The organism is Polynucleobacter sp. MWH-UH23A, assembly GCF_040409805.1.
In the GTDB taxonomy this organism is placed as follows: domain Bacteria; phylum Pseudomonadota; class Gammaproteobacteria; order Burkholderiales; family Burkholderiaceae; genus Polynucleobacter.
The window spans coordinates 181914-194852 of the sequence record NZ_CP099572.1 but is presented as its reverse complement, the minus strand read 5'-3'; the positions used below and the strand labels follow the sequence as shown (position 1 = coordinate 194852).

Annotated in this window: 14 protein-coding genes; 7 read left to right on the top strand and 7 right to left on the bottom strand. The window is 44.5% G+C overall.

Features of this window, described 5'->3' with window-relative positions; all coding sequences use genetic code 11:
• Positions 1 to 19: 19 nt before the first annotated feature.
• From cgtA to rplU, 3 genes are all read right to left on the bottom strand, one after another.
• A complete protein-coding gene (gene cgtA, locus NHB35_RS01065) occupies positions 20 to 1096 on the bottom strand; it encodes an Obg family GTPase CgtA (RefSeq protein WP_353432522.1) in 1077 nt (358 codons plus the stop codon).
• Between the two features lie 87 nt (positions 1097 to 1183).
• Positions 1184 to 1444, bottom strand: a complete 261-nt coding sequence (gene rpmA / locus NHB35_RS01060; RefSeq protein ID WP_353432521.1) for a 50S ribosomal protein L27 — start codon at positions 1442 to 1444, stop codon at positions 1184 to 1186.
• A 19-nt stretch (positions 1445 to 1463) separates the two neighbouring features.
• Entirely contained in the window at positions 1464 to 1775 is a 312-nt protein-coding gene (gene rplU / locus NHB35_RS01055; protein WP_011902040.1) for a 50S ribosomal protein L21, read from the bottom strand.
• 75 nt (positions 1776 to 1850) lie between these two features.
• Between rplU and NHB35_RS01050 the strand changes: the two genes are divergently transcribed.
• Positions 1851 to 2855, top strand: a complete 1005-nt coding sequence (locus tag NHB35_RS01050) for a polyprenyl synthetase family protein (protein ID WP_353432520.1) — start codon at positions 1851 to 1853, stop codon at positions 2853 to 2855.
• Here the strand turns inward: NHB35_RS01050 and NHB35_RS01045 are convergent.
• Complete coding sequence (locus NHB35_RS01045) at positions 2852 to 3787, bottom strand: glycine/sarcosine/betaine reductase selenoprotein B family protein (RefSeq protein WP_353432519.1); 936 nt, start codon at positions 3785 to 3787, stop codon at positions 2852 to 2854. The genes NHB35_RS01050 and NHB35_RS01045 overlap by 4 nt on opposite strands.
• Before the next feature lie 54 nt (positions 3788 to 3841).
• Between NHB35_RS01045 and NHB35_RS01040 the strand changes: the two genes are divergently transcribed.
• On the top strand, positions 3842 to 4609 hold the full coding sequence (locus NHB35_RS01040; protein WP_353432518.1) for a fumarylacetoacetate hydrolase family protein: 768 nt from the start codon (positions 3842 to 3844) through the stop codon (positions 4607 to 4609).
• Positions 4610 to 4715: 106 nt separating this feature from the next.
• Here NHB35_RS01040 and NHB35_RS01035 read toward each other — a convergent pair whose 3' ends face one another.
• Together NHB35_RS01035 and NHB35_RS01030 are read right to left on the bottom strand one after the other, a co-directional pair.
• On the bottom strand, positions 4716 to 5735 hold the full coding sequence (locus NHB35_RS01035; RefSeq protein ID WP_353432517.1) for a 2-dehydropantoate 2-reductase: 1020 nt from the start codon (positions 5733 to 5735) through the stop codon (positions 4716 to 4718).
• 102 nt (positions 5736 to 5837) lie between these two features.
• Positions 5838 to 7253, bottom strand: coding sequence for a sodium:solute symporter family protein (locus NHB35_RS01030; protein WP_353432516.1), 1416 nt, complete (start codon positions 7251 to 7253; stop codon positions 5838 to 5840).
• A gap of 119 nt (positions 7254 to 7372) precedes the next feature.
• Between NHB35_RS01030 and NHB35_RS01025 the strand changes: the two genes are divergently transcribed.
• Positions 7373 to 8371 carry a squalene/phytoene synthase family protein gene (locus NHB35_RS01025; protein WP_353432515.1) on the top strand — a complete coding sequence of 333 codons (999 nt, stop codon included), beginning with the start codon at positions 7373 to 7375 and terminating at the stop codon, positions 8369 to 8371.
• Here NHB35_RS01025 and NHB35_RS01020 read toward each other — a convergent pair.
• Positions 8368 to 8880: a methylated-DNA--[protein]-cysteine S-methyltransferase gene (locus NHB35_RS01020; RefSeq protein WP_353432514.1), complete on the bottom strand. Its 513-nt coding sequence runs from the start codon at positions 8878 to 8880 to the stop codon at positions 8368 to 8370. The genes NHB35_RS01025 and NHB35_RS01020 overlap by 4 nt on opposite strands.
• Positions 8881 to 8997: 117 nt before the next feature.
• On the opposite strand from NHB35_RS01020, the gene NHB35_RS01015 reads away from it, so the two are divergent.
• From NHB35_RS01015 to NHB35_RS01000, 4 genes are read left to right on the top strand one after another with little or no spacing between them, the layout of a single operon-like run.
• A complete protein-coding gene (locus tag NHB35_RS01015) occupies positions 8998 to 10287 on the top strand; it encodes a CNNM domain-containing protein (RefSeq protein ID WP_353432513.1) in 1290 nt (429 codons plus the stop codon).
• On the top strand, positions 10284 to 11378 hold the full coding sequence (locus NHB35_RS01010) for a GspE/PulE family protein (protein ID WP_353432512.1): 1095 nt from the start codon (positions 10284 to 10286) through the stop codon (positions 11376 to 11378). Before NHB35_RS01015 ends, NHB35_RS01010 begins: the two co-directional genes overlap by 4 nt.
• Positions 11369 to 12415, top strand: a complete 1047-nt coding sequence (locus NHB35_RS01005) for a type II secretion system F family protein (protein ID WP_353432511.1) — start codon at positions 11369 to 11371, stop codon at positions 12413 to 12415. The genes NHB35_RS01010 and NHB35_RS01005 overlap by 10 nt, the downstream gene beginning before the upstream one ends.
• Entirely contained in the window at positions 12415 to 12924 is a 510-nt protein-coding gene (locus NHB35_RS01000) for an A24 family peptidase (protein WP_353432510.1), read from the top strand. The genes NHB35_RS01005 and NHB35_RS01000 overlap by 1 nt, the downstream gene beginning before the upstream one ends.
• Positions 12925 to 12939 lie beyond the last annotated feature (15 nt).

The window sequence follows — 12939 nt, the reverse complement described above, 5'->3', positions numbered from 1 at the left end:
AAAAGTTTTGGTTAACTTATTAATCTGGTGCTTGATCTTGATATCGCGGATCTGCCGCACGCTCTTCAGCATCATCACGATCTCGGCGCACAGAATCCAAATAATCCTGTAGCGCATAACAAAGCTTCTCACAGCCCATTCCCGTTAATGCAGAAATCTCAAAAACAGGGCCGTTCCACTTAAACTTTTTCACAAAGTCAGCAACCACTTTTTTACGATCCTCTTCGGGGATCATATCGACCTTGTTTAATACAAGCCAGCGTGGTTTCTCAGCAAGCGATTCATCATATTTACGTAACTCATTGACGATCGCATTAGCATCAGCCACTGGATCAACGTTCTCATCAAACGGGGCTAGATCAACTAAATGCAGAAGTACGCCTGTACGCTGTAAATGGCGTAAGAAACGATGACCTAAACCAGCGCCTTCCGCAGCCCCTTCAATCAAACCAGGAATGTCAGCAATTACAAAGCTACGCTCATTACCCACACGCACCACACCTAAATTGGGATGCAAAGTAGTAAATGGATAGTCGGCAATTTTTGGACGCGCATTCGATACAGCGGTAATCAAAGTCGATTTACCGGCATTTGGCATACCCAACAAACCTACATCTGCCAATACTTTCAACTCAAGCTTGAGTTTGCGTCGTTCGCCAGGCTTACCATTAGTCTTTTGTCGTGGCGCACGATTGGTACTGCTTTTAAAATGAATATTGCCCCAACCGCCAACACCGCCTTGCGCCAAACAAAGACGCTCGCCATGAGTGGTTAAATCCGCAATTGGTTCACCCGTTTCGTAATCGGTAATGATGGTGCCGACTGGCATACGCAATTCAATATCATCGCCTGCGCGACCATAACAATCCGCACCACGACCTGGCTCACCATTTTTTGCAGTATGCGTTTTGGCATAGCGGTAATCAATCAAGGTGTTGATATTGCGATCAGCAACCGCCCAAACACTTCCACCCCGACCGCCATCACCGCCATCAGGGCCACCAAACTCGATAAACTTTTCTCGGCGCATAGAAGCACTGCCGGCGCCACCTTGGCCAGCTATTACCTCAATACGCGCTTCGTCTATAAATTTCATGAATAAAAAAGGCCTCGCTTAGCGAGGCCTGTTCCTAAGAGTTAAATTCGGAATAAATCTGAATCAAACGTGTCTCAGTCAGGCGCCTTATGAACGAGGCAATACTGAAACTTGGGCCTTCTTCAAAGCACCCTTAACGCCAAATTCCACTGTACCGTCGATGAGAGCGAACAAAGTGTGATCCTTACCAATACCAACGTTTACACCTGGATGAACACGTGTACCACGTTGACGAACAATAATGCTGCCAGCATTGATTTGCTCGCCGCCATATACCTTAACGCCTAGGCGTTTCGATTCTGAGTCGCGGCCATTTCGTGTTGAGCCGCCACCTTTTTTCTGTGCCATATCTTTCTCCTACCCTGAATTAGGCTTTAATCGTGTTGATCAAAATTTCAGTGAAATTTTGACGATGGCCTTGGTGCTTTTGATAATGCTTGCGACGGCGCATCTTAAAGATTGTCACTTTATCGTGACGTCCTTGGGAGACGACAGTGGCCATCACAGCTGCACCATTAACCAATGGATCACCTAACTTCAGTGAAGCGCCTTCGCCAACGGCGAGAACTTGGTCAAGAGTGATTTCGCTGCCGATTTCCGCTGGTATCTGTTCTATTTTCAATTTTTCGCCAGCAGCAACTTTATACTGTTTGCCACCGGTTTTTATGACCGCGTACATGGTTAGAAACCTCAATTAATATCTTCATTTAAACCAATCCACCTTGGATTAGCTAAGCCGATTATTATATCTTGCATGACGAGCACTGTCAAAACCAATGACCTTAGCCAAATACTGGCGCCAATTTCCTTAGAATTCAAGGACTTAGATCAAGTAATTCGAGCTCGTTTAGCCTCAAAAGTAGCCCTTATTGACCAGATTTCTTCATACATCATCCAAGCGGGTGGAAAACGGGTAAGGCCCGCTTTATTGATGTTAATTGCTAAAGCACTTGCCAACGGCAAACCAACCCCACACACCCTAGAAATGGCTGCTGTGGTTGAATTTATCCATACAGCCACCCTCTTACACGACGATGTAGTCGACGAATCGACACTCAGAAGAGGTCGTGAAACCGCTAATGCCGCCTTCGGAAATGCAGCTAGCGTTTTAGTGGGTGATTTTTTGTATTCCAGAGCCTTCCAGATGATGGTGGGACCCAATGATCTTCGAGTAATGCAAATTCTGTCGGATGCAACCAATACGATTGCTGAAGGCGAGGTATTGCAATTACTCAATATGAATGATCCCGAAGTGGATGAAGCAAGTTATCTACAAGTGATTCGTTATAAAACTGCCAAGTTATTCGAAGCATCAACCGAGCTTGGCGCTATTTTGGCTCAAGCCAGTGATGTACAACGAGAACAAGCTGCGGCATTTGGAAGACACATTGGCACCGCCTTCCAACTCATGGATGACCTGTTGGACTACACCGCTAATGCAGCTCAAATGGGCAAAAATGCAGGAGATGATTTACGTGAAGGCAAACCTACCTTGCCGCTGATCTATCTTCTTGAGAATGGCACGCATGCAGAACAAATTCTGGTGCGGGCAGCGATTGAACAAAACCAAGATTTGCCTGAGGACGTCTTTGCCCAAATCTTAAGTGCGGTACAAAATTCTGGTGCACTTGATTACACACAAGCCGCCGCTAAACGTGAAGCGGACTTAGCCTTGGAATGCATTCAAGACTTTCCAAGCAATGAAGCAACTACTGCATTACGTGATCTATGCGTCTACTCACTTGCTAGACAAACTTAAGACCCAACGCTATTCATACGTAGTTCACGCGCAGTAATTCGAGCCTGCTCGGCCTCCTCACGCAATCGTGCAACCTCGTCTTTAGAGAGTCTCTCTATATTGGAATAATCTAATTTCCAACTCGGATCCAAAGACCAAACCAATGGGGATTGCACAGTAGTTCTGGGCGCTGGTGCCGATTCCAAAAGACGCAAAGCCAATTCAAAATTCAATTGCCTGGATACAGCGTCATACGGTTTAGCTGCAGCATTACCGAGGGGGAAATCACTAAACAAAAATCTGGGCACGCCACAAAACTCCACGATATCTTTTGCTGCGCCCATTACGACCGTAGAAATTCCTTCGGCCTCTAAATAGCGCGCCAATAAACTTTGACTCTGATGACAAATAGGGCAATTCGGAATTAATACCGCCGCATCTACATGATCGGCACGCAACATCTCCAAAATAATTGGAGCATCTATCTCTAAAGTATGTCGCTGACTACGATTAGTTGGGAGGCCATAAAAATGGGGTGATAGCGCTTTAATCCTACCGCCTTGTTTTGCCTGCTTAGCCGCCTCTAGCGGAAACCAGCAGTGACTATCTTCCATGTTGGCGTTCTTGCGATCAATACCAACATGTGCAATTCTTAGGTCAGCGTTCGCATCAATAGATTGCTGGTATGGTTTATAAAACTTTGCTGCTGCGTTATATGGCGCACCAGGCCCTTGATTCCCTTTTTGCGGGTCATATGGAACTGCGGTGGTAATTAATGCCAATACAGATTCGTTCAGCGGTTTTTTGAGGGGGCTAAATGGAACCTCTACGTAATGTGCCCATACATAGGGATTGTCGTAGCCTAAGCCTAAGTAATAGTTGCGCGTCCGCTCCATATAAGGAACTGGCCGATCCCATTCTGGTGCAAAAACAAGTTCAGTTACTTGAGACATAAGTCCGCCCTGTAAGATATCGCCTATTCAATATTTAACTTTTAGGAAACCATTATGGCTCAATGGCTCAGATTTCAACATCAAGGCAAAAGTGGATTAGGGCAAGTTCAAGGGGATCAGATTGCCGTCTATTCAGGTGATTTGTTTAATAGCCCTTCACCCACCGGTGAAACAATTCCGTTAGCAGAAGTCACCATTGATATCCCTTGCACCCCTTCCAAAATGGTTGCCATGGTGGATAACTTTCATGCGCTCGTGACTAAGCTTGAACACACAGTGCCAACTGAACCGCTGTATTTCTTAAAAGGGAATAATTCATTCCTGGCGGCAAATCAAGTCATTCGTACACCCAAGTCTTACTCAGGGAAAGTGGTTTATGAAGGTGAACTAGGCATTGTGATTGGCAAACGCATCCACGAAGCAGATGAATCTGAAGCGGCTAAAGCGATTTTTGGCTACACCTGCATCAATGATGTCACTGCTATTGAAATTCTGAATCGTGATCCTGGCTACGCTCAGTGGACGCGCTCTAAAAGCTTTAATACCTTTGGTGTGTTTGGCCCTTACATCACTACTGATGTAGATCCAAGCAAGCTCACCATCAAAACGATCTTGAACGATCAAGAGCGCCAAAACTATCCTGTTGCAGACATGATCTTCCCGCCCGCTAAATTAGCGAGTCTCATTTCACAAGATGTTCCACTTGAACCTGGCGACATTATTGCTTGCGGCACCTCAGTCGGCGTTGGATCCATGAAACCTGGAAGCAACGTGAGCATCATCATTGATGGCGTTGGTAGACTGGATAATCGTTTCGAATAAACGCTTATCGACAGGCCGTTAAGTAAAAGCCCTTGCTAAAAGTAAGGGCTTTTTAACTACCGCGAAAAGAAATGAGTTAAATGAATCAAATAACTCAAATTATTTTTTAATAACCCGATACTGAAGGCAAAGCCAAGCTACCTTTAGAGGCTTGAACGTTTTCATCCAAGTACTTCGTTAGAGCAAAGACTGTATTTAGGCAAGGAGTTGGGGTCTGGGTAATGCGACCCAATTCAATTACTGAACCTAGGAGTGCATCAATCTCTAGGCTACGACCTGCCTCTAGGTCTTGCAACATCGAAGTTTTATGTTTACCGACCTTCTCCGCGCCAGCAATACGACGCTCGATATCCACACGAAAAGTAACGCCCAACTTTTCAGCGATCGTTTGTGCCTCAGCCATCATGTTGCGCGCCAACTCTTTGGTTAACGGATATTGGCAGATACCTTCAAGTGTTCCATGTGTCAGCGAGCTGATTGGATTGAAAGTCATATTGCCCCAAAGCTTTAACCAAATCTCTGAGCGGATATCATCCAGAATCGGAGACTTGAAGCCTGCGGCACTCATCATCTCTGACATTTTTTGGATGCGATCGGTTGTCTTGCCATCCAACTCACCCAATGGGAAACGATTGCCTTCAACGTGACGAATCACGCCAGGAGCTTGTGTAAAGGTAGCTGGATAAACAACACAACCAATGATGTTGTTTGGATTAATTGCCTTCTTAGCAAGTCCACCAGCATCCACAGTCTCAACAGAATGATCTTGATACTCGCCACCCAACTTCTGGAAATACCACCAAGGAATTCCGTTTTGCATCGGAATCAAAATAGTTTCTGGCCCCATGATGGCTGCTAAGTCATCAATGATTGGCTCCACTTGATGCGCTTTCACTGCCAAAATAACAACGTCTGGTGTCTCGGCATCACGAATCTTTTCGACTGCCTTTACCTGTGCAACCAATGGCTCAGGTTGCTCATCCATAATTAGAGCTAGACCACGTTCTTTAATGGCAGCTAAAGTAGCGCCACGCGCAACAACCGTTACATCATTGCCCGCTCTCGCCAACATGACAGCTAGGTAGCCGCCAATAGCGCCACCTCCACCGATCACACAGATTTTCATAGGAACTCCACAAGAATAAAAAATTTTGAATTAGTTTCATTTTAATGTGAATGTTTTGCGGTGCAACAAATTTGATTGCCTATTTTTTAGGCATGCATTGCTTTAAACCGCCTTGAGATCGTCTTTTGGAACTAGACTACCCAAAATCATCCCTGCAATACTTGCTAGCAGTCCCGCTAACTGAGGCGGCATGATGGCGTTGGGAGCCAGGATTTCAGAGCTAATCCACACAGTCAAACCGCCAACCACCGCCAGCAAACCTCCCAAAGAATTTGCTCTTGACCAATACACCCCAAATGCGAGTGGCACAAATGCGGCAACCAAGGTCACCTTGTATGCACTCTCCACCATCTTAAAAATAGACAGCTCGGAGTTCACAGCAAAGAATGTCACCACCACTGCGAAACATAAAACTGTGATTCGCATAATTTTCAATAGCGCATGATCAGATAGGTGCTTGAAAAAGCCTCGAACAATATTTTCAGCAAAGGTTACCGAAGGTGCCAATAGAGTTGCGCTTGCACAACTCTTGATTGCAGAGAGCAGTGCACCGAAGAACATCACCTGCGCAATGATTGGGACGTGATTCAAAATCAATTTAGGCAGAATCATCTGCGGATCAGTATTGAGATATTGCTTCACTAGATCCGGACTAATTAATGTTGCTGAATATGCCAAGTACATCGGTACAAACGCAAAAATAAAATATAGTACGCCACCCAAAATTGCAGCGTTAACGGCAATGGTGACGTTCTTGCTTGAGGTAATGCGCTGGAACACATCCTGCTGAGGAATGGAGCCCAGCATCATGGTGCAAAGCGCAGCAACAAACCCCAAGATGGACGCCAAATTCATATCAGGCAAAAAATTGCTAAATTGACCAGCTGCGGCGGCATGCTCAATCACCACGCTAATGCCACCAGTTTGAGCTGTCATCTCTCCACCGATATACAGCATGCCAATCACAATAATGATCATCTGAATAAAGTCGGTAATTGCCACAGACCACATACCGCCAAACAAGGTATAGATCAAAACGCTGGCAGCGCCAATCATCATGCCGCCCGTTTGAGAAATGCTGCCCTCAGATACAACACTAAAGACCAAACCCAAGGCCTTGATCTGGGCGGCTACCCAACCCAAATAAGAAACGACGATGCAAAGCGTAACTAGAACTTCAACTGTGCGACCATATTTTTCACGAAAGAAGTCACCGATCGTCAACATACGTCTGTTGTACAAATGACGCGCAAAAAAGAGACCGACCAGAATTAAACATAAAGAGGATCCAAATGGATCAGAGACTACCCCACCCAGACCCTCTTTTAGGAAAGTAGCAGGAATACCTAAAACCGTCTCAGATCCAAACCAAGTAGCGAAAACCGTAGCTGTAACGATTGGCATGGGGAGGCTATGTCCTGCCGCAGCAAAGTCAGCAGTATTTTTAACGCGTAGAGCAGCCCACAAGCCAATGCCGACTGATACCACCCAATAAATGATGACGAACCAAATCAGCACGCCAGATTTCCCCTAAAAGAATTAGATGAAATTATATGGCTATGTCACTTTTGTTAGTAAGGAAATGAAAGCCCAATTCACTGCCGCTTCAATACCACTACGTCTGACATAATGGGCGGGTGCAATCGCCTACATCCAGCCTCACCGCAAGCCTTAACGACAGCCAAGCCCAGGATTTGGCTTACCAAAAGACCATTTTGCGTTCGGTATCCAGAACCTTTGCACTAACCATTCCCCTTCTCCCCCCTGCAATCGAAAAGGTCGTAGGTAACACCTACTTACTTTGTCGGATCATCGATACCATCGAGGACGCAGCTAATTTAAGCGTCAGTACGAAACAGGAACTATCTAAACTATTTTTGGATTGTGTTTTGGAACGATTGCCTGCACAGGACTTCGTAAATGCCTGTCTCTTGGCACTTCGAGATTACGGCAATCTTGATGAACTAGATCTCATTGCACATACGCCAACGGTCTTAAGAATTTTGCACACATGCTCTAAGGAAGATCAAGCGGCAGTCAGTAGATGCATATCGATCATGTCTGATGGGATGTCTTATTTCCATGATAAGCAAAACCAAGCTGGACTTCAAGATCTAAAAGAATTTGAAAAATATTGCTATGTTGTTGCCGGCGTTGTTGGGGAACTCTTAACAACGGTATTTGGCAATCACTCAACTGCATTTGCCAAAAGCTTCCAAAGCAAAGAGAGTCTAGCAATTGCTTTTGGTCAAGCGCTACAAATGACCAATATCCTAAAGGACTCTCCTGAAGACAAAGCGCGTGGAGTTTCTTGGAAGCCTGCCGATATGAGCCAATCTAATCTTCTGCAGATTGCCTATGAAAAACTACAGGACTCTTTGCGGTACATTTTGCTAGTTCCAAAACAAGATAGTGGAATAAGACGTTTCTGCTTTCTAGCTTTTGGCTTAGCCGTGATGACACTCAGCAAAATTGCTCAGCGTACCGAATTTAATAATAAGAATGAAGTGAAGTTATCCAGAAGAACGGTGATGACTTTTTACAGCTTTACTGGGCTTGCTATTCATAGCGATCTTTTGATGAAAATCTTTTTTCACTGCTCCTCTAAAAATCTTAGAAAAATGACTAAGATCTAGAGCACGCCCTCGTGCTTTAGCAACCAAGTCTTAATTTGACGATATAGGCCTGGTGAGTTTTCTTTCATGAATCCACCAATACCTTGAGCAGAAACTACTCGATGGCAGGGTGTAATTAAGGGAAAAGGGTTTGCGCCACAGGCTGTGCCAACTGCGCGTGGCCCACTCTTAATTGCTCGGGCAATCTCTCCATACGTTTTTGCCTCCCCCGCTGGAATCTTCCGAATACTTTGCCAGACTTTCTGTTGGTGAACGGTTCCTGATGGCTTCATGGGAAGATCGAATTGATAGTTCGGATCTTTAAAATACGCTTTACATTGCTTGGCCACTTCTTTAGCTAAAGCATTTTGGGGTGATGACAAAGCCTTGCTCACAGGAAGATAGTCAATTTTTGACAACATTAGACTGCCATCAACCAATTCAGTCGCGATACCCAATCGACCAAATGGGGCTTCAATCACACAATAACTTGCGCTTTTGATGGTTACAGAGTCTTTTGTCCGAGGCATAAGAAAGATTCTCACACAATTTCAGCAAACAGGATGATGACTTAACGCATTTGATCTATAGCTTGTGTAACCCCACTTTGCTATATTGAATCATCCTGCATTTACATAGGCACACAGATGGATAACTTTTTTGACGATTGGCCCCTTTATAGTCAGGCAGCCTTAGTCCTATTCTTACTCGCCCTTTCAGGCTTCTTTTCTATGGCCGAGACCAGCATGATCTCGTCGAATCGTCATCGCCTACGTGCGATGGCCAATAGTGGAAATACGGGGGCAGCTTTAGCTGAAAAATTACTTAAACGCATTGACTCACTGCTATCAGTATTGTTGATTTCGAACAATTTGATCAACACCATTCTTCCAATTTTGGTAACTGGGATTGCTTTGCATTTATTTGGCGAGAGCGGGCTTGTTTTATCTGTTGCCACTCTACTCGTCGCTTTGCTCATTATTATTTTCAGCGAAATCACACCAAAAGTAATTGGCGCAGCCTTCCCAGAAAAGATCGCATCTAATGTAGGCTGGTTAATCCTGCCCCTCACATTTCTCTTTGCTCCATTACTGTGGCTAATTAATAACTTTGTATCTGGATTAATGAGAGTCTCGGGCTTGCAATCATCCTCCGACAGCAGAACTATGAGCAAAGAGGAATTACGCAGCCTTGTTCTGGAATCTAATCGTTTTGTGTCAAATCATCATCGCAATATTTTGCTCAATTTATTTAATTTAGAGAACATCACCGTCGATGATGTTATGACGCCTAGGTCAAAAATTGAATTGCTAGACCTTTCAAGACCGATTGATGAGGTCGTTCAGCAGTTAGAAACTTGCTATCACAATAAATTACCGGTTTGCGATGGGGATTCTGAGCGTATCGTCGGTATCCTGTCAGTTAAGAAGGCTCTATCCCTACTGGGCGACTCCGATTTACAGCATGAAGATTTCCGCGCCTTGCTCAATGAGCCTTACTTTATCCCTACTGGTACACCAGTATTGCAGCAGATGCAATTTTTTCAAGACAACCAACAACGCTTGAGTTTAGTTGTCGATGAGTATGGGGAAGTTTTAGGTTTAGTGACATTCGAGGATATTGTGGAGGAGCTAATTGGGGAGTTCACCACCTCTTTTTCTGACCTTTCCACCGATCCGCGCTGGCTAGCAGATGGTACCTATCTTGCTAGTGGTGGAGCCTCGTTACGAGATCTCAATCGCCTGTTGAACTTAGATCTCCCTCTAGATGGGCCACGCACCTTGAATGGCCTTATCCTCGAAAATCTAGAAGCCATTCCAGATCATGATGTCAGCATCAAAATTGGTGAGATCGTGATGGAAATTGTTCAGTTTGATGATCAAGGTGTGAAAACGGTCAAACTTTACAGACCTAAAATTGACCAAGATTTAGCTTGATCAGCATTCATGATGAATCTTTTATTATTCGTACTTGGCAAGAGATAGCAGAAAATGCACTTCATGCCAGGGCGAGCGATATTCACATTGAGGCCCGCCCTTTAAGCAGCCTCGTCCGTATTCGTGTAGATGGATTGCTACAGACGCAATATGAGTATCCGATTGAATTTCACGAGCGGCTCATTACTCGCATCAAAATACTGGCGCGTTTAGATATCGCAGAGAAACGCGTTCCACAAGATGGACGGCTGTGTATCGGCTTCAATTTTTCAAACCCAGAAATTGATTGTCGTGTTTCTTTAATACCAACACTTTATGGCGAGAAAGCAGTTATTCGCATTTTGCAGAGTCAAATTAAGGAACTTGACCTTGAAAAAATTGGTTTATTACCCGAACAACTGGATCTCTTGCAAACTGCAATTGCCCAGCCAAATGGTCTAATTCTGGTAACTGGCCCAACTGGCAGCGGCAAAACGCGCACTCTCTATAGCTGCCTTAACAAACTGAATCAAACGCACCGCAATCTATGTAGCATTGAAGACCCCATTGAAATTCGTCTGCCTGGCGTAAATCAAGTGGCCTACCATCCACGCGCTGGCCTGGAGTTTTCGACCATTATCAAAGCACTACTGCGCCAAGATCCTGATGTCATCATGATTGGCGAGATTCGAGATGGTGCTACTGCGAACCTAGCCATCCAAGCGGCACAGACTGGGCACCTTGTTCTCAGCACCCTTCACACACGCGACGCAAGAAGTGCCCTATCCCGACTTCAAAGTCTGGGTGTAGAAAGAGAATTGCTTGAATCCTGTTTATTGTGTGTGAGCTCACAGCGCCTTGTTAGAGCACGTTGCCCTTATTGCAGAGAGCAAAAGTTTGATGGTGGGTCTGATCAATCTATTAATCCTTGCAGAGCCTGCAAGGGAATTACTTACTTAGGTCGCATTGGCGTTCATGAAGTTTTAAATGTCGAACAAGTTGTCAATCCTTCGCTGGCGTATATCAGCATGAACGAGGCGGGATCACGACATATCAATGCGGGATTAATTGATCAGGTCTCTTTGAGAGCGGAAATTTACTCATGGCACTGAGTTCGCAATGCCAATTGGAGTTCTCAGAGCAATTATTAACGCTCCTAAATGCTGGTCTACCCCTTCTCAATGCTATGCAACTTATCCAGTCTAGCGCGCCCAGAGACTGGCAGCCATGGCTTAAAGTTATTCAGGGTCAACTCAATAAAGGTAATAGCTTCTCTCAAAGCTTAGCCACTCAAGGTAATTTGTTTGCCGTTGAATTGATTAATCTCATTCGAGTCAGTGAGCGCACAGGCAATATGCAACTCGCGCTTGAAATTATCACCCAACAACTAGAAGCCCAAATTCAACTTAAGCAAAAAATTAGACAAGCCTTAACTTATCCCATCACAACATTGGGAACTTCTTTTTTATTATTAATTGTGATGATGGTATGGGTGATACCCGTATTCAAAGAAGTTTTTGAAAATTTTCAAGCCGATCTACCTTCAGCTACTAAGGCGCTTATTCAGATTTCTACCGCTATTCAAAATTACTTTATTGAAATGAGTATTTGTCTCATCTTTTTCTTTATTGCGCTTTTCTTCGGTTGGAGTAAATACATCTACCTACAAAAGAAATGTGATCAATGGACTCTTCATATTCCATTACTAGGTAAGCTTTTTCGGATTTCAGCTCTTCAATACTGGTGTCGCACATTGGGACACTTACTAGAATCGGGCCTACCTCTGCCAGATGCATTACGAGTTACAGCCCACTCATCCAATCACTGGACTACCCACGATCTTAGCGCTGAGGTATTCAAACACATCACCCGCGGCTGGTCGCTAGGGGAAGCGCTGCAAAAGGCAGACCCCAAAAATCGATTCTTTGACTTTGAAACCCTTCAACTACTTCATATTTCCAGTCAGAGTGGCTTTCTGGCAAATATGCTTAATAAACGCGCTAAAACACTGAGTGAACAACTCAGTAAACAATTAAATAATCTCGGACAAACCTTGGAACCCTTGCTAATCATTTTGATTGGAATCATTATTGGCAGTCTTGTCATAATTCTGTATCTACCAATCTTTCAGTTGGGGCAAATTGTTTGATGGATGTATTTACATTCCTAGTAATACTAAAAGTAGTGCTCATCACCGCACTTATTTTTCTGGCTTACATTGATTTACATTCTTTTCAATTGCCTAATTCCATCACCATTCCGATGATTGCAGTTGGATTAATCTTCAATACGATTGGTGGATTACTTTACGCAGGGTTTGCAAGCCCCCTAAATAGCCTTCTCGGCGCAATTATTGGCTATGCCCTATTGTGGAACCTGGATCAAGCGTACTTTCAAATAAAGAAACAGCATGGGGTTGGCCTGGGGGACGCAAAGCTTTTATCAGCCCTCGGGGCATGGCTTGGAATCGAAGCCATCCCCAGCATTCTTCTAATTGCTTCCATCAGCGGCGCCATTGGAGGAGTCCTGTGGCTGCGTTATCAAAAGCAAAATATTCATACTGCATTTCCTTTTGGACCGTTTCTTGCGTTTGCTGGCATTATTGAGTTGTTATGGCCACAACATCTTCAAGCCCTTATTCTGAACAGTCCAACTTAAAGGGACTTAAGGGGG